We start from the raw sequence: 23,552 nt of genomic DNA, 5'->3' as shown, positions 1-23,552 counted from the left end.
CACCCCCTCACTTTCTGCCTTCAAGCGACAGGAGCAGTGCGTATTGATATCACGCACTGCCCTTCCTATTAATGACTCATGGTTGCTTTGCCGTCATCTTCTCCTGTTTCTGTCACCTTCAAAATAGCAACCGCTCCCTTTTGAGCGTGGTTGAACTGATGCGTCACAATCGGATAGCTTCCTTCCTCTGTTACCGTGAATTCCACTACCGCACCTCCACTCGCTGGAAGCATCACGGTTTGCAATCCTTGGAAGTGGTTATATGGATTGCCATCCATATAGACGTCATCGAAAATCGTCCCCACAACATGGAAGGAGCTTACTTCATTTGGTCCTACGTTGTTAATATACATCCGGATGCGGTCCCCTACTTTGGCGAGAAGCGGTTCATCTTTCAAAGAGAAAGTGTCTCCATTGGTATTGCGGCCATCTTCGTCAAAAGATTTGACAGAGAATACAACCTGGCTTGGTTCCCCATTGGAAAAGTCATCAAGATCGTTATATTTATACCATTCATTTTGAATCATGATGAATTCGCGATCGATCACATCATCATTTGGATAGCCATCTTTTGGTTTTACGATAATCGTTCCATGCATGCCGTTTGCGATGTGGCTCAAAATCGGGCTGGTGCCGCAGTGGTACATGAATACCCCAGGTTTCGTGGCAGGAAAACGGAAGGTACCTGTTTCGTCAGGTTCGACATTTGCGAAGTTCTTCGATGGAGCGGTATGAACAGCATGAAAGTCCATACTGTGTGGGATAGCAGGGTCCATATTTTTCAAGGTGAAGTTGATCATATCTCCTTCTTCTACAACGACAACCGGTCCAGGAGCTTCCCCATTGAACGTCCAGGCCTTATAAAAATAGTCCTTTTCAATTTCAATATCTGTGATTTGAGCGGTCATTTCGACATTAACTTCATTTTCTCCGACTCTTTCTACCTTCAATGGCACAGGTTCCTGGTTCAAATCCTGATGCGGTTCAATTGCCTCTACTGCATCCCCCGATGCCGCTTCCACTTTTCCACCTGCATCTGTTTCACCTTTTTCTGCTGAGTCTTCTCCTGACTGGGCACAGCCCGCAAACAATCCTAGCAATAAAAGGAATCCGATCCACACTGCCAACTTTTTCATTGCATTCACCTCTCTAGTTTTATTTAAGACCTCTTCCTGAAAAGAAGAGGAGATGAATAATGATTGATGCAGGCCGAAAATAAACTTTTTTAATCAAAAAGTTTCGAAATTAGTCGGCTCTTGGCTTCCTCATCTTTTCACCTTCATTTTATCTTCATAACCTCCTGGGCAGTGTGATAGGAATCACGCACAATAGGTCAAAATGTGTATACTTCATGGCGTACTTGTGAATGAATTGTAGATAGTGATTCTAATTATTTATTAATAGTTATCACCTGTTTAGAATGAAACAAATTATCACTAACCAGCTGGGAAATGATTTGCCATCCCTGATATAATAGAACGTAAATAATGCAATCAGTTAGGATGCTCATTATGCAGTCATATTTACTGGAACCGAAGGATATCAAAAAAATCACCGGCAATACTTTTTATACAAGAGGCCTTCGTTATTACAACGGAAGAAAGGTACATGGATTAACGCATAACGCTGCGATTAATTCATGGCGTGCAGTCGTTACAGGTACCGAAGACTACGAAGTACGCGTGTTTTTCTTTGATGATGACGACCTGGAAGCAAAATGCGAATGCCCTGCTTACAGCAGTTTTTACAGTTGCAAACATATAGCTGCTGTCTTGCTGGCCATCAGGGATCATGCATTGAAGGAATCAGGCTTGAAGGATATTAAAACGGAAACATACGAATCTCAATTTTTACCGATCGATCGCGACCATTTTTCTAAGCGATTAACAGAAGTATTCATGCAACAGTCTCCAGAGCAGCAGTCTTTCAATGAGCGCGTTACTCTGAACGTCCATTATCAGCTTCATTTGCAAACAGCGATGGGAAAAAACATGCTTGGCCTGGAAATGAAGCTTGGCAATAATTATCTATATGTCATTAAAGATTTAGGAGAGTTGCTGGAGCATATTCTTGAGAATAAGCCTTATGCGATTACCAATAAATTCAGCTACCGGCCAGAAGAACATCACCTTGAGGAGAAGGACCTGGAGATTTTTCAAACGCTTCAAAAAATAGTTCATCAGGAACAGTTCTATAAAGATTCGTACTGGAATCACTCCGTAGAAAAGCGGCGTTTAACCATTCCGCCTGCATTTGCCGAAGCTTTGCTGGACAGACTGGCTGAACGCGACAGCAGTCTTCATGAGATAAAAGCCAATCATGACCAATGGACGCTGCACGATGAACTTCCTCCGTTCACCATTGAAGTGACAAAGGATGAAGAAAACTTTCAGCTGCATCTTTCCGATTTGAAGCAGTATGTATATTTATCTACCTACAGCCTGCTGTACCGTGACGCGGAGTTCTATAAAATTACCGATCAGCAGAAGTCTATTTACGAAAACATCATGAGTGTATTGCCTTATCGTTCAAACGGAAATCATACGATTTCACGTAAATATATGGAACCGGTTCTCTCAGAAGTAATGCCCGCGCTAGAAAAAATCGCCACTGTTTATTATGCCGGGCCGGTTCAGGAAACGGTAGTACGTGAACCATTAAAAGCGGAAGTCTACCTCGATATTCATCAAGGTGCCCTCACTGCTGATTTATACTTTAATTACGGTGATTATCAACTGCGTCCCTTTCTCGCTGCCGAACCGGAAGGGGATAGGATCATTCAAAGGAACACCGCCGAGGAAAATGCTATTATGCATGTCATTGAAATGAGCGAATTCAAGTTTGATGGCGAACATATCCACCTGACGGATGAAGACGAAATTTTCTACTTCCTTATAGAACAGCTTCCAAGATTAAAACAATTGTCAGATGTTTACCTGTCAGGGGCGGTCAACAATATGCTCAAGTTTTCAGAAACCGAACTTGTGCCTGCCATAGAAATGTCTGAGGAGGGGAATTGGCTTGATATCGCCTTCTCCATGGATGGAATTACAACCGATGATATTTCCGAAGTGATGAAAGCTGTCATTGAAAAGAAACGATATTATAAATTATCAGAAGGAGCATTACTTGCACTGGACACACCAGCCTTTGACAGATTTCGAAGGCTCGCGGATGAATTTGAGCTTGAAACCGAAGATATCGATGCCAACCACGTACAGGTAGCGCAAGCCAGGAGTATGCAAGTGGATGAAGTTTTGCATACCACCAACGAAGAACGCAACGCTGATTTTGATGCTTTGCTCCACCGTCTGCGGGATCCTTCCACCTATGAAGTCGCGCTACCAGACAATCTTGATGCTGACTTACGTGACTATCAATTGACTGGGTTCCGATGGATGAAAACGCTGGCTAACTACCGGATGGGCGGTATTCTTGCCGATGATATGGGATTGGGCAAAACATTGCAGAGTATTACTTTTCTCCTTTCCGAAAAACAAGAAGGGCATATGAAAGATCCAGCATTGATCGTTGCACCCGCCTCCCTTGTTTTTAACTGGAAAAAAGAAATCGAGCGATTTGCTTCCGCATTTAAAGCACAGGCGATATCCGGTGATCCAGAGACCAGACAAAGCCTGCTTGATGCTGCTGAAAAGAACGATATTATCATTACCTCGTATCCGTTATTGCGACAGGATATTTCCGTTTATTCCGATAAGAAGTTCCATACGATGATTTTGGATGAGGCACAAGCAATTAAAAATGAACAAACCAAAACCGCACAGGCGACACGTTCGATCAAAGCTACCCACCGCTTCGCTCTAAGCGGGACACCGATTGAAAACTCGCTTAACGAATTATGGTCGATATTCCGAACAATTATGCCTGGGTTCTATACAAATAAGAAAAAATTCCTTGCCATGAAACCGGAAAAAATCGCCCAGATTACTCGTCCTTTCATCTTAAGGCGACTGAAAAAAGATGTGCTGGAGGAGCTGCCAGATAAAATCGAAACGAACCAGTATTCCGAATTGACGACAGAACAAAAACAGGTTTATCTGGCATATCTGGAAAAAATCCAGTCGGAAGTCAAAGAGACGATTGCAACGAAAGGGTTCCAACGCGGTAAACTGGAAATCCTGGCAGGATTGACACGACTCCGGCAAATCTGCTGTCATCCGGGGCTGTTCCTCGAAAACTACCAGGGTGAATCTGGCAAGCTGACACAATTGAAAGAGCTTGTTACCGAATTGAAAGAGGGAGGCCATCGCCTGCTCATTTTCTCTCAATTTTCCAGTATGTTGAAGATGATGTACAACGAGCTGGAACAGATGGGGGTGGAGGCATTCTATTTGGATGGAAGTACTAAATCAGAAGACCGCCTTGAACAGGTCGACCGATTTAATGCTGGAGAAAAAGATGTCTTCTTTATTTCCCTGAAAGCTGGGGGCACCGGGCTGAACCTTACCGGAGCCGACACAGTCATCCTTTACGATTTATGGTGGAATCCAGCAATAGAGGAACAAGCGGCTGGCCGCGCCCATCGTATCGGACAAAAAAAGGTCGTCCAGGTCATCCGGATGCTTGCAGAAGGCACGATTGAAGAACGTATCCACCAGCTGCAGCAGAAAAAACGGGACCTCGTTGATCAGATTATACAGCCAGGCGAAACCATGCTGACCAGCCTAAAAGAAGACGAGATACGCCAGCTTCTGGATATGTAAAACACTTTTATTTGAATGTAATCCTACTAAAACCAAAAAAATATAAGAAAAGCCTGGAGTAATTTAACTACTCCAGGCTTTTTAATGACTGAACGACTTCCCAGCAGTGTTCAGGCTTTCTTTATAGGACGTTTTTTCAGTTTGAACCAATACCCCCCAAGTACACTGGCTCCAACCATCATGGTAAGCGTCGATACAATCATATGGATGGATGAAAGTAAGACCGTATTTTTTGTTACCACAATCATAATGCCGACTACGGCATTCAATACAATAAAAATCATATAGGCCCAGGCTAATGGGAGATGATAACGGAATTTCGATGAATAAATCAAAAACCATAAAGCAGCTACAAACACGATGACCGTAGCCACCCAATGTAAGGAATAGACCACATTAGCGATACTTTCGCTTGTAATTAAATATTCATGGGCCGGGATATCCAAGATCACATTGGATGCACGACTATGCTTGAAGAAAGCACCCAGCACAGTTTGGAAAATATAAAACAGGAAGCCTACCGTAAAAGCTTTATAACTCATCGCAACAGCATCCCTATGATGAGGCTCTACTGGAGATTCCCTTTCATGCAGACTGTAGCTCAACAACACCATCGTCACAAGGAGCAGCTGACTGAACATGACATCAAATGTAGAAAAGCCGGGAGGGGTTCCTAATAATACATTAAGACCGCCTATTACAGATTGGAAGATCAATAACCCAAAACTAAGCATAGATAACCAGCGTACGGCTTTTGATTGACGGTTTGTAATAAAGGCACCAACTGCGTTAATCAAGATGACAACACCCAGAAGTGTAGTGAAAATTCGATGAGAATATTCAATCACAACGTGATAATCAGTAAAAACTGGTATCAGGGAGCCATTACAGAACGGCCAGTCCGTTCCACAAGCATCTCCGGATTCTGTGGCAACGACCAGGTTGCCTAATATTAAAGCGAGAAAAGTAAATATAACGGTAAAAATTGAAAATTTTCGCATCAGCTTATCCCTCTATTTCAGTCGAATGAACTCGATGACCAATTACATAACTATAGGAATCATATCATGATATTCTACCATATAAGAAGCAATTAGACATATTTCGCCCATGAACATTTTGTGAACCCACTGTTTTATCGTATCACTCAAGGGTAAATTTTAACCAAAAGGAGGATGTTGTATGTTTAAAGCTTATGTATTCGATGCTTATGGTACCTTGTTTGATGTTCATTCTGTCACGGAAAAGCTGGAAGAAGTTTACCCCGAGAAGGGCCATGACGTCAGCCAGGAATGGCGAAAAAGACAAGTGCATTATTTTATGATCCGCCAACTGATCGATAGTTATCAGCCCTTCGATCAAATTACCCGACACGCCCTTATCGACGCTTTAGAATTTAATCAGGCAGAATATGATACGGGTACATTAGAAGAATTGATGGAAGCTTATCGGCACTTAAAGCCGTTTGAAGAGGTGAAGCGTCTTACCACAAATTTACCTGACCATCGGTTGACGATATTTTCGAATGGTACCAACGATATGCTCCTTCCATTATTAAAAAATAATCGGCTTGATCAAACTTTTTCTATTTTAAGCGCAGATGAACCGGGGATATATAAGCCCGATCCAAAGGCGTACGCATTTGCCCACCGACAATTGGAAATAGCAGAACCAAAAGAGGTATTATTCCTTTCAAGCAATCCCTGGGACATCGCAGGCGCTAAAAACTACGGATTCTCAACCGCCTGGGTAAACAGAAGCCAGCAAAAGTGGCCTTCCTTAGGTATACAGCCCGACTTCATCTACCAGGACCTGAATGAATTATCATAAAACCAGAAGCCCCAGTCACTTCGACTGAGGCTTTCATTATTTCGCTTTTCTTGCAGCTCGTTGTAATGGATCCCATACGCCGTTAAAAGGAGGGGCATAGGAAAGGTCAAGATCAAGCAGATCTTCTGTTGTCATTTCGTGGAATAAGGCCGTCGCTAACACATCTATCCGTTTATCAACACCATTGCCACCAATGATCTGTACACCAAGGACCTGCAGATTTTCCTTATGATAAGTCAGTTTCAGTGTCATTTTTTCTGAACCCGGATAATAGCCTGCCCTATCGGTCGCTTTAATGGTTACACTCTGGCAGGGGATGTTCATTTGTTGAGCTTCTGACTCAGAAATACCAGTCCTGCCCAGGTTCAAATCACAGAATTTGATGATTGAGGATCCTACGACTCCTTTGAAAGCTTTCGTTCGACCGGCCATATTCAACCCTGCAATCCCGCCTTGTTTATTAGCATGGGTGCCAAGCGGAATGTAGTCATCTTTCTTCTTGATCCGGTGGAACTGCGTAGCACAGTCACCTGCCGCATATATATCCTTAATGTTCGTTTCCATATAAGCGTTGACTTGAATGGCATCCTTAAAAGTCAAATAGATGCCAGTCCCCCTTAAGAAAGAAGTGTTCGGTGCTACACCTACAGCAACCAGCACAAGGTCCGTGTCATAGGACCCCTTGTCTGTCACAACTTTTTCTACCTTGTCTGTCCCCTCGAACCCTTCGACATTTTCTTCTAAATTTAATTGAATATGCTGCTTTTTTGCTTCTTCGTGGATGTGAGCAGCCATATCTTCATCGAAAATTTTAGCCAGCTGGCTTCCACGTTCGATAATTCTTACATTTTTATTCAGGTGGACAAAGCTTTCTGCCATTTCCAGTCCGATATAACCTCCACCGATGATCGTCACGTTGTTAATCTCTTTCCCCATATACTCCATAATCCTCTCGGCATCAGGGATGGTTTTCAACTGATAAACTCCCGGCAGTTCCACCCCTTCCCATGGTGGACACACAGGACTGGCCCCGGTCGCTACCAATAATCGATCATAGCTTTCCTGAAAAGGTTCATCTGTCTCCAGATTGGTACCATGAATTATTTTTTGTTCACAATCAACACGGGTAACCTCGTGCTTCGTTCTTGCATCGATTCCATACTTTTCCCGGAATGTCTCCGGAGTTCTGGCGATCAAATCATCAGTCGAATCCACTTCACCGCTAATAGCATATGGCAATCCACACTGTCCATAAGAATAAATGCTCCCCCTCTCAAGGGTAACGATTTCGTGGTCATCACTGTTCCGTACAATTTGCATGGCTGCACTCATCCCGGCTGCATCTCCACCTATAATGACATATTTCATCTATTAATCCCTCCTATTATCAGCTGTCATTCGATCAATTTCCTTTTGTAAAATTAATGGCAAATCATCACTGGGTGCCACACTGGTCAGTTGTTCCCCTGTAATCGGATGGGGGAAAGATATTTTTGCCGCATGCAGCGCCTGTCGATCATAACCATCATTCTTTTTGCCATACAGCCGATCTCCTGCAACAGGGTGACCAATATGACTCATATGTACACGGATCTGATGCGTCCTTCCAGTGTAAAGTTTCAGCTTCACAAGGCTGGCATTTTGCTGGGTATCATAGTTGACAACTTTAAACTCAGTCACAGCCTTTTGACCACCTGGTGAAACTCGTCTTCTTGTCGGATGATGACGATCTTTGCCTATCGGCTTGTCTATCATTCCTTCTCTGTGTTTAATCTCCCCATGTACCATGGCAAGATACGTGCGGCTGATTTTTCTTTGCTCCAGATAACGATCCATTGTGGCTCCAGCCAAGGCATGCTTGGCAAACAGCACGGCACCTGACGTTTCTCGATCCAGCCGATGAATATGCCTTACCTTAGTCAGTACCCTATTTTCCTGAAAATAAAAAGCTACTCGATTCGCAAGGGTCCCTGTTTGTCCATGTTCATTCGGGTGGGTATCTATACCCGCCGGTTTATTCACGACAAGCAGATGATTATCTTCAAATAAGACATCCAGCTCTGAGTTGTCCAGCACAATCCCATACTCTTCTTCTTGAAACAGTCGTATTTGAAGGATATCTCCCCGTTTAAGTTCCCTTGACCATGACACCGTTTCACCGTGAACTGTTACATCTTTATTCATCCGTAACTGATGGAGCAATTTTTTAGGAGTCTTTAAATCTTCTTTTAAAATTTGTTCGATCTTTTTGTTTTTCCATTCTTCCGGGACAATGATTTCACACCATTCTCCCGCTTTTTTCATTTGCATAAGCTACCAACTTTCTACTTATTTAATACATATAACTTTTTTCTTAATTGTCAGAAATCCTGTTTATTTTTTTCGAAACTGGTTATTTTATCTACGTAACATACTAAAGGAGGTAATTGTATGAGTCATGAAAAGTATTCGACAGTAATAGAAACGTTGCACGAATGTATGGAGTCATGTAACCATTGCTACATTTCCTGTCTAGGAGAAGAACACGTGAAGGAAATGGCCGAATGTATTCGTCTTGACCGAGAATGTGCTGATATTTGCTCTCTGTTCGAACAATCCTTGACCCGTGACACCCCTTATGTTCAAGAGCTTGCCTGATTATGTGCCAAAGCATGCCGTGACTGTGGTGAGGAATGCGCGAAGCATGATCACGACCATTGCCAGAAATGTGCTGAAGCTTGCCGTAAGTGTGCAGATGAATGTGAAAAGCTGATTGCATAATACAATAACTTAAAAACACTTGGCTTATCGCCAAGTCCTTATGGCGAAATCCCTAAATGTTTATTATACTTTAACCCTTTTACAAAGTTAAACATTCTTAAAGTATGAAAAAAGCTGTCAGTGAAAAGTTTATCGCTTTTCTCATGACAGCTTTTTTGTGTTTATTTTGAAGGAAAGAGACTGGCAAACCACTGGAATATAGCATCCTTCCAGGAAGAATTATCTTCCGAACCATTTTCTTCCAATTTTACAGGCCCTCCATTTGAAGCTTGTACTACTTCCAATTTACCTGACGTCAGAATTTCATCGTCAGACTCAATTAATAAATAGCCCTTTCTTGTTACTTGTTCCGTAATCTCGGAATTATTTTCTTTAGTATATGCCAGCGTTTCTGGCAATTCATACTCTTCTCCATTCGACTTATATGTCTTTCCAGCAGGAATGGAAGAAGTTTCATAATTTTCAAAGCCATAGTCAAATAATTTTCCGGCTTCCGTATAAGCATGTTCTGCATTGTTTGCTTTCAGCACTACAGCGATTAATTCCATCCCATCACGTTCAGCGGATCCTACCAGCGTATGGCCTGATTTAGAAACCCAGCCGGTTTTTACTCCGGTAGCATCATCATATCTCCAGAGCAGACGATTATGATTGATGATGGTTGTCTCCCATTCTTCGCCTTTCCAATCTAACTCCTTTGTGCCCACAATTTCCTTAAACGTCTCATTTTTCATCGCGTATTTTGTGATCTTCGCCATATCCTCTGCCGTAACGTAGTGGTTATCATCATAAAGCCCATGCGGATTAGTGAAGTTGGAATCCTTCGCGCCAGTTTTTTCTTCAGCAAAAGTATTCATCACTTGTGTAAAGTTTTCTACACTGCCTGCCAGGTGTTCTGCAATTGCCACCCCTGCGTCGTTCCCTGAATTCATCAACAGTCCCTGAACTAATTTCTTAAGCGGCACTTCTTCTCCTTCTTTTAAATATACCCTGGTGCCTTCTGCATTTCTCGCCTCTTCACTAATAATTACTTTATCCTCCAGGTTTCCTTGTTCAATAGCAATGATACCTGTAAGGATTTTTGTAATACTTGCCGGGTACATCTTCTTTTCACTATTTTTTTCATATAATACTTGGCCGCTCTCCCCATCTATCAAAATAGCAGCCTCACTTTGGATGGATAAGTTTTCGCTTTTTTCTGCAAAACCTGCCTGTGGAGTAAAGGCAGACAGTAATAGGACAATCATTGATATAACCTTAATCCGTTTCATCATCTTGTTTCCTCCAGCATGTCTAATAGTTGTCTGACTTTTTCCTTTCTTGATTATAAACGAAGATTCCTTAATTGAAAAAGGAAGATGCAGGAAGCTTCCTTAATAGCGCAAACTTTTTCTTTCTGCACAAAATCTCGATATAAACCAGTTATATTTACCCTGTATGAATCTTTTTATTCCTTAAGAAAGATTAAAATTGTCAAAGTTATAAAGTAAAATAAAAACTAAGGCTTTCGCTATAAGAATTTGGTGACAGTCAAGTTTTTTCATGGAGGAGCTCTTATGATTAAAAAATTAATTCTTATAACAAGTATCAGCACAGCAATTATCATGACTGGATGCAGTCAAAATGAGGAAAGCCAGCCAGATGCAGAAACACAGAACGAGAACACAGAAAAAACAGACAAACAGGAAAACCAGGAGAAAACTGGCGATCTATCTGCCTTCCTACAGTCTTTTGAGGGAACTGTCAATCATGTTCATGGGATCGGCTACATACAACCTGATACCGGCACGGCGTTCGCCACCCATAGCGGACTGAAATTTTATCAAGATGGCGATTGGCTGGAAACAAAAGAACAATTTAATGATTATATGGGTTTCACAGCGGTGGATAATGGCTTTTACACATCAGGGCATCCCGGTGAAGACTCCGACCTTCCTAACCCGCTTGGATTGAAGAGAAGCACGGATGGCGGTCAAACCTTGGAAGATTTAGGCTTTGAAGGAGAAAGTGATTTTCATACGATGGGAGTCGGTTATAAAAACCACGCCGTTTACCTGATGAATATCCAGCCCAATTCTGAATTGGATGCTGGCTTCTATCGGAGTCTTGATGATGGTGAAACGTGGGAAGCCATTGAGGCTGCCGGTATAAGCACAAGTCCGTTCGCTTTGGCGGTTCACCCAACAGATGAAAATGTCGTTGCTGCCTCTACTCAAAATGGAATATACCTCAGTAAAGACGGGGGACAGACTTTTGAACCTGTCCAAGAAAATATCCAGGGTACTGCATTATATTTTGAAGAAGAACGTTTATACTTTGCGACGTATTCCTCTGAGCCCAAACTGAAGTCTATTAACTTGAAAGATACGACAACCGAAACATTGTCCTTGCCTGAAATCGGAAACCAAGCCATCTTATACGTGGTAAAAAATCCAGATAATGAAGACGAAATCACCCTTCTTTCCAGTGACGGGGAGACAGATCATGCCTTCATCTCTACAGACGGGGGAGAGAACTGGAAGCAGGTTCTTGATCAAGGTAAAACGATTTCGGAGTAATATAAATGTCATATAAAAATACGTTTCTCTTTTTACCCGAAGAGGTATACCTATTATATATCAAGATATTTCATCTTAGATAAGGAGGTATTGTAAATGGCAGCAAAAGTACAACCGACAGAAGCTGAAGAGAAACGTCAACAGGACGATGTGGAGGTGCTTGATGTACGGACAGAAGAAGAAGTGGAAGCAGGTATGATTCCTGGTGCCATTCACATCCCATTAGATGAAGTAGAAAACAAGATGGATGAGTTAAATCAAAATAAAGAGTATATCACCGTTTGTGCTTCCGGAAAAAGAAGTGACCAGGCCGCTGACCTATTGAATGAACAAGGTTACCAGGCAAAGACGCTGGACGGAGGCATGCAAGAATGGAATGGTGAAGTTACTCAATAACCATGATAAAAGAGTTGGCCTTGTGCCAGCTCTTTTGCTTTTCCCATGGTAGAAATCATATAAATACATCACATTATCAAAACTACATATAATTCCACTAGCCTTAATCAAGAAGTGTACTTATAAAGGGGGAATTTTTATAATGGATAATAAGCAAACAACTACGATTAAACGAAGGTACAACCGCATTTCTGGTGTATTTGATATGATGGATCGGATGATTCGGGAGACATGGCGGAAAGAACTGTTGGAACATGCGAGTGGAAAAGTGTTAGAAGTAGGCGTTGGAACTGGAGCTAACCTTAAATACTATCCAGATCACGTGGAAGTCACAGGGATTGACTTCAGCCCCATGATGTTAAAAAAAGCTCGTGAAAAAGCAGATAATCTGCCTCCCTCGTTTGAGCTTGTGGAAATGGATGCCCAGCAAATGGATTTCGCTGATAATACATTTGATACGGTGGTCTCCACCTGTGTCTTTTGTTCTGTCCCTGATCCAATCCAGGGTTTAAAGGAAATACGCCGGGTGACGAAGCCTAAGGGGAAAATCATCATGCTGGAACATATGCGCAGTGATAATGAAATGATAGGCAAAGCAATGGATGTGCTGAACCCAATCGGACTCCATATCGTCGGAGCCAATATCAATCGGAAAACAATGGACAATATTAAGCAGGCAGGTTTAAAAGTGGTGAAAGAAGATTACTTAATGTCTTCAATCATGCGACGCCTGATCCTCTCACCTGATAAAAATGAGAATGAATAAATGAAAGCTGAGCTGCCTTCAAATGTCGAGTACAGCTCAGCTTTTTCATTTAAAATCAATATAGCGATTAGCTACCCTTATTGTGGGTGATTGTCATTTTCCCCGCCTAATTCAAAAGGAGAATATACGCCTTCGTAATCAACTATCGTTATCATTCCTTATCGTGCATATTTCATAAAGAAAATAGGAAAGGCTTTGGATGAACTCACCTCTCACAGCCTAGTGATATCGATCAAGCTTTCAATAGTTTGGCATTAATAGCAACGATGACAGTGCTGAGGCTCATCAGAACCGCCCCGACAGCCGGGCTCAATAACAAGCCCATGAATGCCAGTGCCCCGGCGGCAAGCGGGATGGCAACTATATTGTAACCTGCTGCCCACCATAAGTTTTGCAGCATCTTCCGGTACGTCTTCTTCGAGAGATCCATGATACTGACAACATCTTTAGGATTACTTTTCACAAGGACGACATCAGCTGTTTCCATCGCAACATCGGTTCCGCTGCCGATTGCAATCCCTAAGTCGGCTGTAGCAAGTGCCGGGGCATCGTTGACCCCATCTCCTGTCATTGCCACTTTCCAGCCTTTCTGCTGGATCTTTTTGATTTGATCCGATTTATTGTGAGGAAGTACTTCTGCATAAACCTCCTCAATACCTAATTGATCCGCTACCCAATCAGCTACCTTTTGGTTGTCTCCTGTTAACATGATTGGATGAATATCCATTTCCTTGAGTTTTTCGACGGCTTCCTTGGCAGAATCACGTACCATATCAGCTAAAGCGATCATCCCGATAAGCTCATCATCTACAAGGACAAAAACTACTGTCTTCCCTTTTTCAGATAAAGAATTAAATTGGTCTTTATCGTATTCATACGAACGCTCATTGACATATCCGGGGCTGACGACCAGTACTTCTTTTCCTTCTACTGTTCCTTTTAATCCTTTACCTGTCATGGATTCAAAATCTGATACTTCTTTCAGCTTCAGTTCCTGTTCCTCTGCTTTATGGAGTACCCCTTCTGCTAACGGGTGCTCGGAGTTTTGTTCCGCGCTGGCTGCCCAAAGCAGGACATCATTTTCATGATGGGATCCTGCAGGGATAATATCGGTTACTCCGAACTCTCCTTTTGTCAAAGTTCCAGTTTTATCAAAAACAACAGCATTCAGTTCCCGGGCACCTTCAAAGTTGGTTCGGTTTCTGATCAGCAGGCCTTTTTTAGCAGAAATAGATGTCGAGACGGCAACAACCAATGGTGCAGCAAGTCCAAGTGCGTGTGGACAAGTGATGACCATGACCGTTACCATGCGCTCTAATGCCACGTCAAAGGCGTAACCCAGCGCAAGCCAAATGAACAATGTTCCAAACCCTGCTGTCAACGCAATATAGAACAGCCATTTCGCTGCACGGTTCGCTAAATCCTGGGTTCTTGATTTAGAATCCTGCGCTTCTTTTACCAATGTGATGACTTGGGATAAATAGGTATCATCACCCGTCTTCTTGACTTCAATCGTCAGCGAGCCTTCCTGGTTGACGGCACCCCCGATAACCTCTTCATCTGGATTCTTTTCTACGGGCATCGATTCTCCCGTCAGCATAGACTCATCAATTGCTGATTTCCCTTCAAGAATGACACCATCGACGGGTATTTTTTCACCAGGTTTCACTAATACGTGATCGCCTGTTTGCAGGTCTGAAACAGCTATATCTTCTGTTTCCCCATTCTCCTTCACTCTGTGTGCTTCATTCGGCATCAGCTTGACCAATTCTTCCAGCGCATTGGACGCTCCCATAATTGACCTCATTTCAATCCAATGACCAAGAAGCATGATATCAATTAATGTAGCGAGCTCCCAGAAAAAGTTCTTTCCGCTCCAGCCAAAGACTACTAATGAACTGTAGCCGTAAGCGACGAAAATAGCTAATCCGATCAATGTCATCATACCTGGATTTTTTTGCTTCAATTCGCTGACTGCTCCAGTCAGGAAAGGCCAGCCACCATAGAAAAATACAATAGTAGAAAGCCCAAACAAGATCCATTGATCAAATGGAAATCTCCAATCCACACCCATGAAATCCTGAATCATCGGCGAGAGAATCAAGATTGGCATCGTCAGAATCAGCGAAATATAAAATCGTTTCTTAAAATCAGCAACCATATCCCCATGGTCGTGGTCGTGATGATCGTGACCGCCACCATGCTCATGCTGATCATGTTCTTCATGGGCCTCGTGATGACCGGTTGCCGAATGTTCACCTTTCTCATGTTCTTGAGTATGCTCTTTATGATTATCCTCTGTATGATGTTCGTGCTTATCAGCCATCATGATTCCCCTTTCTCTTTTATTCTTCTAATTTCCGTTTTAAGCGATCATATTCTTCTTCTGAAATTTCTCCTCCTGCCAATCTATCTTTCAATGTCTCAAGTGATTTATTACCAGATGAGGAACGAGTGGTATTGTTATTAGACCCTGGTTTCATCATCCATACAAAAATGGCAATGATTGCGATAATGATAATAATCCAGATAAATCCAAAGCCGAAAAAACCACCCATTCCTCCGTTCATTCCACCGCCACCCATCATAACTAACACTCCTTTAAATCTGTTTTACAGTATACCCATTCCACGGTAGGTATTATTCTAATCAAAAAAATCCTTATGAAAAAAGACAGTCGCGTCATCAACTGTCTTCTTTATCTGAGTGAGTCACGAGGAAGGGAGCATACCCCCTCCCTGATTAAAAGTTGTTCATCATACCTCTATCGCCATTGCCTGGACCGTTTTGTCCATGACAATCCTGATACATTTCTTCCAATTGAGAATCGTCAAAATTTGGGTGCATTTGTTTCATAAAAGGGAGCATTTCTTCAAAACTTCCCTGCCAAAAACCCTCACCTTGTACCGGCTCGTCCCCATCAGCCAGTACGATATTTCCAAAACCTAACACTAAAGCAGCTGTAGCTATCCCTGCCAACAATTTTAGCTTCACAACCATCCCTCCTTTCTTACTTTTTACTTTACCCACTAATTATGGAGAAATGGTTGAGAGGATGTTACAAATCTTTTAACTTTTTGAAGGCTGGACCCATTTATACCCTACTCCCCAAACCGTCTGGAAGTAGTCATCGATCGGGAAACCAGAGTTCCTTATTTTCTCCCGCATATTACGGACGTGGGAGTCGATTGTTCTTCCTTCTGTATCGGAATCAAACCCCCAAATCAGTTCGATTAACTGATGACGGTCATAAACGCGGTTCGGATGATTCATCATGTATCCAATAACCGCGAACTCTTTCGGTGTCAACTTGATAGGTTTACCCTTATAAGTTAGCTGGTGGTTATCTCCATCCCAGATCAAACCATCTGTTTCGACAGCATTTCCTTCTCCTGTTCTTCTCAACAAAGCTTCCATTCTGGCAATCAGTTCATCAGCATCGAATGGCTTGGTTATGTAATCATCGGCTCCAAGCTTCAAACCCTTAACGATATCCTCTTTTTGCTCCCTTGCTGTAACCATAATGATAGGAACTTCTGAGATTTCCCGTATGGATTGACATACTTCCCATCCGCTCATTCCTGGCATCATGATATCTAGCAGCACGATATCAAATGACCCTATTTTCACCTTTTCCACTGCTTCTTCTCCAGATACTGCCTGGTCACATCGAAAACCCTCGGGCTCCAGGTATAGCCGGATCAGATCGATCATCCTCTGTTCGTCGTCTACTAATAAAGCTTTAATCATTATTTTCACCTCCCGGAAGATCTATAATAAAAGTTGTTCCATTACCCAGGCTGCTCTCAACGCTAATTTGCCCACCATGCAGCCGGATGATTTCTTTCACAATGGCTAATCCTAATCCCGAGCCACCACTCGCCCGCGAGCGAGATTTATCAACCCGGTATAATCGGTCAAAAATGAACGGCAGCTCCTCAGAAGGAATCCCGCTACCTTCATCCCTTACTTTCACAACTGCACGTCCCTCTTTCTGGTTGGAACTAACGTGAATCGTTCCACCCGCAGTTGAATGCTTCAAGGCATTATCCAGTAAATTGAGAATGACCTGCTGAAAACGTTCCGGGTCTACCCAGCCTTCTACTTCTTCCGGGCATTCCAGCTCCAGTCCCACTTCTTTTTCTTCAAATACAGGATGCAGACGATTAATGACTTTGTCCAAAGAGTCACATAACTTCACCTGTTCTGGTAAGATTGAAAATTGATTTTGATCCATTTTAGCCAAGGCAAACAAGTTTTTCACCAGTATTGTCAGTTGTTCAGATTCTTCTTTTATGATGTTCAAGTAATGCTCCCGGTCTTTTGACGTCAAGCTGCTTCTCGAAGCGATATCCGCATACCCTTTTATATAGGTGAGCGGTGTACGTAATTCATGAGCGATATTAGCAAGAAAGTCATTGCGTTCATTTTTCAAGTGCTCTAAATCTCTGGCTAATGTTTGAATCGCGGCAGCAAGTTCGCCTAATTCATCTTTTCTTTTTGTCATTTCCAGTGATATATTAGTTTCTCCCATGCTCATTCGCTCGGTCGTCTGTTTCAAATGAAGCAACGGTAAAGTCAAAAAGCGGGTTAAAATAAATATAGTGATGATTGTCAATAAAACGGTAAACAAACCAATAATGATAAATTGTCTGGTCAGCTCATGCACTACTTGCTGGACAGAATCAGAAGGTGAAAACATATAAACATGCCCCATCATTTTTCCTTCAACGACAATCGGAGACAATGTAGCAATATACGGTGCAGATCTCCACTTTTCTTCAATGACTCTTCCAATGTGCCCTGTATTCTGATAATCATTGTCTTTAATCAAATGAGTGATTTCATCTGTGGCAGCTGTAGATTTAGAGAGGATTTTCCCTTCATTATTAGTGATGATGACATCTGTAGCGGCCTCTGTTTCCATCAATGCTACATGATTCAAAGTAACATCATCGAAGCTTTTCTCCAGTACATCCCGGTGGCTATTCCCGCGTGCGAGCAGCCCGTCCAATACCTCATCCACTTGATCAGAGACAAGATTCGTATAGAGGACAGAAAAGAGCAATACTTCCACAATCACAATAAATATAAAAAATATCGATGCGACTTTCCAGGATAATTTATTCAGCATAATACCAGCCTCAATTCATTCATTTACCAGTAAGTCAATGTATCTAAGAGTCCCACAAGGATTAAAAGGATACCAGCTACCCTTTGGACAATTGCTCCGGCACGCCGTCCTTTTCTTAACAGGTTACCACTTAAACCAAAATAAGCAATTAATCCAATAAACAGCAGCAAGGGTATCGAAGTCCCTAACCCGAAAACTGTTGGCATGATTGCCCCATAAGAGGTCGCCACTACAATCGGCATCAACGTAAGGAAAAACAATACGAACATCGTAGGACAAAAAGCTAACGTAAAGCCTGCACCTAAAAAAAAACTTCCCCACGGTGATGGATTCGACATCAAACGGTCTGGAACTTTAAATAAAGTAATCGTTTTGCGGAATTTTATCCATCCTATTAAAAATACGCCGATTAAAACCAACAAAGGCCCAATCGCTTTCCTCATCCAAGGGAACATAACCTGGAGTTCCTGGAAGATATCCCTGCCCAGCCACCAAAAAAGGAACCCTAACACAGAGAAAACGATGATTTTTCCTAACAGGAACATCCCAATATGTCCCCACGGTATTTTTGTGCGAAGCGATTGGTTTCCGTAAACGGTCATTGCACCTATATTACTTGTTAATTGGCACGGTGCAGCTACACCGACCAGTCCCAGCATCAACGCATATAACAATGGCCATTCTTGTACGCTGTAAGACAACTGAATGACCGGCTCCATCACTACTCTGCTGATCCAGTTTAATAATTCATACATAGCTGTCCTCCTCTTGTTATAGAGTAATCGTTTATTTTGCAGAAAATGTGCAGGTTTACTATGTAGAAAAACTAAAAAACTTAGAGGAACAATATCTCCTCTAAGTTTTTACATATACAAGTTTATTTCATAATCCGTATTTACAACTATTCGTTTTGTTCCATATCGTTAAATGAGGTGGGACTGGCTGGGAGACGGATCGCTTTCCTTCGTGCCAAAAAGGAATGTTGAATTAATGGGAGACGGCTTTTTTTCTTACATCCGCTTTGACGAAAAGCAACCCCAGGTCATAGGGATCGTGCTGATAAATCGCTCGTTGGGTAAAGCGAATTTCACCATGTTGATCACGTATTTCCATTTTACATAAGGCGCGGTTAACGTTCATGGCGTGGTAGAACTCTTCTTCATTGGTCACTTTCACCTGATTTACACGTTCGATAAGGTCTCCGACACCTATTCCCATCTGTTCGGCTGGACTGTTTTTGATAATTCCTAATACCGTCAGCCCCTGATCATTCGCCGAAAAATAAGGAGCTTTTTTATCACGAACGCGATACAACGTATGAATAAATAACTTTCCTACGACAGCTAGGCCGACTGCAGCTATGGATAAGAATTCCCACCAATAACTGACTATCGCAACTGTTGTGACAAGGAACGCCAGTAAAAACAAACCGCTTCCCAGCTTTTTTGCAGCAGTGACAGGATGGTGACCTTTTGTTACTACGTCAAAACCACTCAGAAAAGGTACCACCATCAATCCATAACTGCCGCCTCCTATATCGAGTAATGGCCACCAAGTCATAAAGGGGGTAATGGCACCGCCTGGTATCAAAACAAATATAGGCATCATCCCCAGCTTTTTCAACCGGTGCTGGCCGATCCACTTTCCCCGGGATCCTGCCACCAGCTCTGGAAATGTCTCCTTGTGGTTCAGCCGGAGTACCCATATCGCTTCCAGGAATAATACCCCCGCCATGATTACCGTTATACTGGTAAGCGATACGTCGGAGATCGCTTGCTGCCATTCCTCAGGTATAAAAGAAACAGAAATATTTTGTAAAAGAAAAATAATTCCATATCCTACAGTGAGTGTATAAGCGGCAGACAGCACGTTTAAACGTAATATCAGGCTCATCAAAAGTATGAGGGCACTTAACAATAAAATGACTGGAAATGGAATGACAATACCTGCTCCTACCATCACTAGTGACAAGGTAATCCCGGTAAGGAACCCTGTTACCCATGTCCCTTTCGTTTCTGCAAAGACATCAAAAATACGAATACCGAACATGTCTCTTTCCTTTCTGACTCTCTTAAAGGAAACAATTAGACCCAACAGGATAAACCAATAAAGAAGCGGCTGCATCATTAGTCGTCCTGGTATTTGTGTAATTTCCTGAAGCCATCCTCCCACCTTTTATAACCTCCTTCGATAGAAAACTTGGCTTGTAGCCAAGTCCTTATCTTTAATACAAACTTGCTTAGGCAGCAAAAAAAATATCCGCAGTCACTGACTACGGATATAATTCGCTATCCACTCGCTAAATCCTGCTTTACTGCTGGAATAAAACGTCCAGCGCTTTTTCCATTTGTTTATCATTCTTACCATCTTGTATGAGTTCCACAATTTTTGCTTCGATTGACCCGCCGGTTTTTTGATCAATGGCTCCAGTCACTTTCAGGTTTTCGTCTTCCTGAAATTGCTTTACTGCTTCCTCTGTTTTCTTATCAAAATAACCATCGGAGCGTTCCACATCATAACCCAGTCCATCAAGCATTATCTGGATATTTTTTATTTTGTCGTTGTTTTGATCATACTCCAAAGGCTCTTCTATCTCTACTGGATTGGTGTAGAAATAAGCGGGTTGTTTTACTTTCACAGTAGGTTGGACACCCTTCTCATGTATCCAATTGCCGTCAGGCGTCAACCACTTGTATAATGTAATTTTTATAGTGCTGCCATCCCCCATCGGAATAGCTTGTTGAACGGTACCTTTTCCGAATGTGTTCTCACCGACCAGTTCATACCCACCTGCTTCCTGCATGGCAGCAGCCAATATTTCAGAAGCAGAAGCACTACCTTCATCCATAAGTACCGTAACCGGGTAATCTTTTTTATCTTTCATTTTAGAGAAATAACGCTCTTTTTCTCCATTTTTATCTTCTACTTGTACGTATGGAACATCTTCAGGAATAAAGTTCTGTAAAATTTCCTGTACATCGGTAAATAAACCGCCTGGATTGCCTCGGACATCGATGACCAATCCTTCCATGCCTTTACTCTCTAATTCATTCAATGCTTCTTTAAATTCGTCCGATGTTTTTTCTGAAAAAGAGGTGATCTCAATAACCCCAGCTTTCTTACCATCCTTTTCTTTAATTTCCGAATACACCGTTTCTAACGGTATATCATCACGTACAATATCGATGGACAATGAATCCGATACGCCTGGGCGCTGGATTGTCAGAGTGACTTCTGTACCTTTCTCCCCACGGATTTGTAGAACAGTCTCATACAGATCCAGCCCTTCCACACTTTCACCGTCGACAGCAAGAATCTGGTCATTTGGTTTCAGGCCCGCTTCCTCAGCAGGGGATCCCTTAATCGGTCCGACAATGGTCACCTTCCCGTCGACCATACTGACTTCAGCGCCAATTCCTTCAAATGAGGACTCAATGGATTGATCGAATTGCTCCATTGTTTCTTTATCCATATATACACTATACGGATCATCCAGTGTTTCAAGCATACCCTGGATAGCACCTTCCATCAGCTGTTTATCATCGACTTCCTCCACATAATTCTCTTTGATGACATTGTAAGCCTGCTCAACCTTTTTCATATCACCAGAGGCATTGTTGCTGTCGCTGCCTGCTGCAAAATTCTCTAACAGTTTTTTTTGTTCACTTTCACTTAAGTCAGCAAATCGCTCAACCTTTTGCTCGGATTCTGACCCTGTATCAGGTTCTGATTGGGCAAGCTGGATGCCAAAATACGAGCCGGCAGCTCCAAGCAGTAAGGCTGCTACCAGCAAAATCACAATATGACTCTTTTTTAAATTCATCACCTTCACCCTTCTATCCTTAGAGTTCCATGGAGCCGGCTGTCAATTGCAGAAAAAGGCATCACACCGAAAATGTGCGATGCCTTTTCTATTATAGTTTATGGTCTGCTTGTCCCGTAAATACCAAGTAATTACTTAAGATATGGCATAGGGTTGATTCCGCCATTTTGACTCCACTGACCATTGTGTACTTCGAAATGTAAGTGGCTGCCGAAAGACCTTCCCGTATTACCCATATCACCTATGCGTTGACCGTTACTTACAGACTGACCAAGTGAAACAGAACGTTTAGACAAGTGTGCATATACGGTACTCTTATTATACTGCGGATGATAAATATATACAACGTGTCCATAACTGCTTGAATAAGCAGAACGGGTTACTGTTCCTGCTGCAGCGGCTTTAATCGGTGTACCGGTAGCATTCGCAATATCAATTCCTTTATGATCGCCTAAACTTCGCTTTCCATAGCCAGAACTCAAACGACCAGCTGCCGGCCAAGCGAAAATTCCGCTGCCACCGGAGCTAAGATTACTACTGGAGCTGCTGCTAGTTGATGTCTGTTTCGGTTGGCTCTTTTCTTCCTGTGCTTTCAAAGCTTCTAAACGCTCGCGCTCTTTACGAGCAGCTTCTTCTTTTTCTTTTTCCTTTTTCAAGCGCGCCTGGCGTTCTAATTCTTTTTGGCGTTCAATTTCTTTCTCGATCTCGGTTTTCTGTTGATTAGCCTGCTGCATTGCCTTTTCAACTGCAGCTGCCTGGTCTCTCAATACTTTTTCTTCCTCTTCCAGAGACATTTTGTGTTCATGCAGTTCATCATGCTGTTCTTCAAGCTTCTTCAGAAGTTCTTTCTTTTCTTTCTTCTGGCTGTCTAACTGTGCTTTTAAATCTTCCAATTCTTTTTTCTGTGCTTTTAGTTCGGCCATTTTTTCTTCTACTTGCTGCTTCTTTTCTTCTAACTCTTTCTTTTCTGCAATATGGGTATCCATGATGTTTTTATCCTGATCCATAATGGTAGTTACTGCAGTAGCCCTGTCCAGGAAATCACCGAAATCCTGTGCTCCTAAAAGCACTTCCAAATAGCTCACATTTCCACCGTTGCTTTGCAGTGATTTCAAACGGTCTGTCAACACTTCTTCACGCTTTGCAATTCGTTCTTTCAAAGCTTCGATTTCTTTCTTCAATTGTGCAATTTCTTCTTCTGTCTTTTTAATTTCAGCTTGTTTAGCATCCAGCTTTTCCTGAGTTTTTGATAGTTTTCGATCCAAAGCAGCAATCTGCTCTTCCGTGTCTGCTTGTTTGGACAAATTCTTATCAATTTTACTTTCCGTTTCATTCTTTTCACTTGTTATGGAATTTTTATCTGAATCGATTTTCCCTTTTTCCTGTTCTAACTGGTTTAGTTCTTTCTTAATTTCATCAAGTTCTTCGTTAGCGAATACCTCTCCTGCTGAGAAAAAAGTAGTTGCTGTAACCATTACTGTAGTAAGTACAGTGAAAAACTTCTTCATCTCGTAGTTCCTCCCCATTTTTTGAAACATGTTTTTCTCTCTGTCACACCGGG

The 23,552-nt window shown here is 42.3% G+C and carries 19 protein-coding genes and 1 pseudogene; 6 read left to right on the top strand and 14 right to left on the bottom strand.

Going from position 1 to position 23,552, the window contains the following annotated elements; translation table 11 throughout:
- Positions 1-68 precede the first annotated feature (68 nt).
- A complete protein-coding gene (locus ACGTNI_RS16515) occupies positions 69-1,136 on the bottom strand; it encodes a multicopper oxidase domain-containing protein (RefSeq protein WP_394463792.1) in 1,068 nt (355 codons plus the stop codon).
- Positions 1,137-1,511: 375 nt separating this feature from the next.
- On the opposite strand from ACGTNI_RS16515, the gene ACGTNI_RS16510 reads away from it, so the two are divergent.
- A complete protein-coding gene (locus ACGTNI_RS16510) occupies positions 1,512-4,724 on the top strand; it encodes a DEAD/DEAH box helicase (RefSeq protein ID WP_394463791.1) in 3,213 nt (1,070 codons plus the stop codon).
- A gap of 110 nt (positions 4,725-4,834) precedes the next feature.
- Here the strand turns inward: ACGTNI_RS16510 and ACGTNI_RS16505 are convergent, their stop codons facing one another.
- Entirely contained in the window at positions 4,835-5,725 is an 891-nt protein-coding gene (locus ACGTNI_RS16505; protein ID WP_085505926.1) for a COX15/CtaA family protein, read from the bottom strand.
- 181 nt (positions 5,726-5,906) lie between these two features.
- Here ACGTNI_RS16505 and ACGTNI_RS16500 point away from each other — a divergent pair, with 181 nt between their 5' ends.
- Positions 5,907-6,554 carry a haloacid dehalogenase type II gene (locus tag ACGTNI_RS16500; protein ID WP_085505927.1) on the top strand — a complete coding sequence of 216 codons (648 nt, stop codon included), beginning with the start codon at positions 5,907-5,909 and terminating at the stop codon, positions 6,552-6,554.
- Positions 6,555-6,590: 36 nt separating this feature from the next.
- On the opposite strand, the gene ACGTNI_RS16495 is transcribed toward ACGTNI_RS16500, so the two are convergent.
- A complete protein-coding gene (locus tag ACGTNI_RS16495; protein WP_085505928.1) occupies positions 6,591-7,922 on the bottom strand; it encodes a CoA-disulfide reductase in 1,332 nt (443 codons plus the stop codon).
- A gap of 3 nt (positions 7,923-7,925) precedes the next feature.
- On the bottom strand, positions 7,926-8,864 hold the full coding sequence (locus ACGTNI_RS16490) for an RluA family pseudouridine synthase (RefSeq protein ID WP_394463790.1): 939 nt from the start codon (positions 8,862-8,864) through the stop codon (positions 7,926-7,928).
- Positions 8,865-8,984: 120 nt separating this feature from the next.
- Between ACGTNI_RS16490 and ACGTNI_RS16485 the strand changes: the two are divergent.
- Positions 8,985-9,314 (top strand): annotated as a pseudogene (locus ACGTNI_RS16485) (four-helix bundle copper-binding protein).
- Positions 9,315-9,475: 161 nt separating this feature from the next.
- Here the strand turns inward: ACGTNI_RS16485 and ACGTNI_RS16480 are convergent.
- Complete coding sequence (locus tag ACGTNI_RS16480; protein WP_394463789.1) at positions 9,476-10,588, bottom strand: D-alanyl-D-alanine carboxypeptidase family protein; 1,113 nt, start codon at positions 10,586-10,588, stop codon at positions 9,476-9,478.
- A gap of 282 nt (positions 10,589-10,870) precedes the next feature.
- Here ACGTNI_RS16480 and ACGTNI_RS16475 point away from each other — a divergent pair, with 282 nt between their 5' ends.
- From ACGTNI_RS16475 to ACGTNI_RS16465, 3 genes are all read left to right on the top strand, one after another.
- The gene (locus ACGTNI_RS16475) at positions 10,871-11,872 is read left to right on the top strand and encodes a F510_1955 family glycosylhydrolase (protein WP_394463788.1); all 1,002 of its coding nucleotides are present in this window, start codon (positions 10,871-10,873) and stop codon (positions 11,870-11,872) included.
- Positions 11,873-11,968: 96 nt separating this feature from the next.
- On the top strand, positions 11,969-12,268 hold the full coding sequence (locus ACGTNI_RS16470; protein WP_394463787.1) for a rhodanese-like domain-containing protein: 300 nt from the start codon (positions 11,969-11,971) through the stop codon (positions 12,266-12,268).
- A 142-nt stretch (positions 12,269-12,410) separates the two neighbouring features.
- Positions 12,411-13,034, top strand: coding sequence for a class I SAM-dependent methyltransferase (locus tag ACGTNI_RS16465; RefSeq protein WP_394463786.1), 624 nt, complete (start codon positions 12,411-12,413; stop codon positions 13,032-13,034).
- 232 nt (positions 13,035-13,266) lie between these two features.
- On the opposite strand, the gene ACGTNI_RS16460 is transcribed toward ACGTNI_RS16465, so the two are convergent.
- From ACGTNI_RS16460 to ACGTNI_RS16420, 9 genes are all read right to left on the bottom strand, one after another.
- Entirely contained in the window at positions 13,267-15,360 is a 2,094-nt protein-coding gene (locus ACGTNI_RS16460; RefSeq protein WP_394463785.1) for a heavy metal translocating P-type ATPase, read from the bottom strand.
- Between the two features lie 19 nt (positions 15,361-15,379).
- A complete protein-coding gene (locus ACGTNI_RS16455) occupies positions 15,380-15,622 on the bottom strand; it encodes an SHOCT domain-containing protein (RefSeq protein WP_085505937.1) in 243 nt (80 codons plus the stop codon).
- A gap of 154 nt (positions 15,623-15,776) precedes the next feature.
- Positions 15,777-16,028, bottom strand: coding sequence for a hypothetical protein (locus ACGTNI_RS16450; protein WP_085505938.1), 252 nt, complete (start codon positions 16,026-16,028; stop codon positions 15,777-15,779).
- 75 nt (positions 16,029-16,103) lie between these two features.
- Positions 16,104-16,784 carry a response regulator transcription factor gene (locus ACGTNI_RS16445; protein ID WP_394463784.1) on the bottom strand — a complete coding sequence of 227 codons (681 nt, stop codon included), beginning with the start codon at positions 16,782-16,784 and terminating at the stop codon, positions 16,104-16,106.
- Entirely contained in the window at positions 16,777-18,168 is a 1,392-nt protein-coding gene (locus ACGTNI_RS16440) for a sensor histidine kinase (RefSeq protein ID WP_394463783.1), read from the bottom strand. The genes ACGTNI_RS16445 and ACGTNI_RS16440 overlap by 8 nt, the downstream gene beginning before the upstream one ends.
- Positions 18,169-18,191: 23 nt before the next feature.
- On the bottom strand, positions 18,192-18,923 hold the full coding sequence (locus ACGTNI_RS16435) for an urease accessory protein UreH domain-containing protein (RefSeq protein ID WP_394463782.1): 732 nt from the start codon (positions 18,921-18,923) through the stop codon (positions 18,192-18,194).
- A gap of 232 nt (positions 18,924-19,155) precedes the next feature.
- A complete protein-coding gene (locus ACGTNI_RS16430; RefSeq protein ID WP_394463781.1) occupies positions 19,156-20,340 on the bottom strand; it encodes a PDZ domain-containing protein in 1,185 nt (394 codons plus the stop codon).
- 139 nt (positions 20,341-20,479) lie between these two features.
- Positions 20,480-21,991: a S41 family peptidase gene (locus ACGTNI_RS16425; RefSeq protein WP_085505943.1), complete on the bottom strand. Its 1,512-nt coding sequence runs from the start codon at positions 21,989-21,991 to the stop codon at positions 20,480-20,482.
- 131 nt (positions 21,992-22,122) lie between these two features.
- Complete coding sequence (locus ACGTNI_RS16420; protein ID WP_085505944.1) at positions 22,123-23,499, bottom strand: murein hydrolase activator EnvC family protein; 1,377 nt, start codon at positions 23,497-23,499, stop codon at positions 22,123-22,125.
- Positions 23,500-23,552: the final 53 nt, after the last annotated feature.

Origin of the sequence: Thalassobacillus sp. B23F22_16 (genome assembly GCF_043496955.1) — a bacterium.
Lineage (GTDB): Bacteria > Bacillota > Bacilli > Bacillales > Halobacillaceae > Thalassobacillus > Thalassobacillus devorans_A.
This window is presented reverse-complemented; position numbering and strand designations above follow the sequence as displayed.

Excerpts from the sequence above, each read along its gene's own strand:
- ACGTNI_RS16515 (WP_394463792.1), bottom strand. The coding sequence starts at position 1,136 with ATGAAAAAGTTGGCAGTGTGGATCGGATTCCTTTTATTGCTAGGATTG.
- ACGTNI_RS16510 (WP_394463791.1), top strand. The coding sequence starts at position 1,512 with ATGCAGTCATATTTACTGGAACCGAAGGATATCAAAAAAATCACCGGC.
- ACGTNI_RS16505 (WP_085505926.1), bottom strand. The coding sequence starts at position 5,725 with ATGCGAAAATTTTCAATTTTTACCGTTATATTTACTTTTCTCGCTTTA.
- ACGTNI_RS16500 (WP_085505927.1), top strand. The coding sequence starts at position 5,907 with ATGTTTAAAGCTTATGTATTCGATGCTTATGGTACCTTGTTTGATGTT.
- ACGTNI_RS16495 (WP_085505928.1), bottom strand. The coding sequence starts at position 7,922 with ATGAAATATGTCATTATAGGTGGAGATGCAGCCGGGATGAGTGCAGCC.
- ACGTNI_RS16490 (WP_394463790.1), bottom strand. The coding sequence starts at position 8,864 with ATGCAAATGAAAAAAGCGGGAGAATGGTGTGAAATCATTGTCCCGGAA.
- ACGTNI_RS16480 (WP_394463789.1), bottom strand. The coding sequence starts at position 10,588 with ATGATGAAACGGATTAAGGTTATATCAATGATTGTCCTATTACTGTCT.
- ACGTNI_RS16475 (WP_394463788.1), top strand. The coding sequence starts at position 10,871 with ATGATTAAAAAATTAATTCTTATAACAAGTATCAGCACAGCAATTATC.
- ACGTNI_RS16470 (WP_394463787.1), top strand. The coding sequence starts at position 11,969 with ATGGCAGCAAAAGTACAACCGACAGAAGCTGAAGAGAAACGTCAACAG.
- ACGTNI_RS16465 (WP_394463786.1), top strand. The coding sequence starts at position 12,411 with ATGGATAATAAGCAAACAACTACGATTAAACGAAGGTACAACCGCATT.
- ACGTNI_RS16460 (WP_394463785.1), bottom strand. The coding sequence starts at position 15,360 with ATGGCTGATAAGCACGAACATCATACAGAGGATAATCATAAAGAGCAT.
- ACGTNI_RS16455 (WP_085505937.1), bottom strand. The coding sequence starts at position 15,622 with ATGATGGGTGGCGGTGGAATGAACGGAGGAATGGGTGGTTTTTTCGGC.
- ACGTNI_RS16445 (WP_394463784.1), bottom strand. The coding sequence starts at position 16,784 with ATGATTAAAGCTTTATTAGTAGACGACGAACAGAGGATGATCGATCTG.
- ACGTNI_RS16440 (WP_394463783.1), bottom strand. The coding sequence starts at position 18,168 with ATGCTGAATAAATTATCCTGGAAAGTCGCATCGATATTTTTTATATTT.
- ACGTNI_RS16435 (WP_394463782.1), bottom strand. The coding sequence starts at position 18,923 with ATGTATGAATTATTAAACTGGATCAGCAGAGTAGTGATGGAGCCGGTC.
- ACGTNI_RS16425 (WP_085505943.1), bottom strand. The coding sequence starts at position 21,991 with ATGAATTTAAAAAAGAGTCATATTGTGATTTTGCTGGTAGCAGCCTTA.
- ACGTNI_RS16420 (WP_085505944.1), bottom strand. The coding sequence starts at position 23,499 with ATGAAGAAGTTTTTCACTGTACTTACTACAGTAATGGTTACAGCAACT.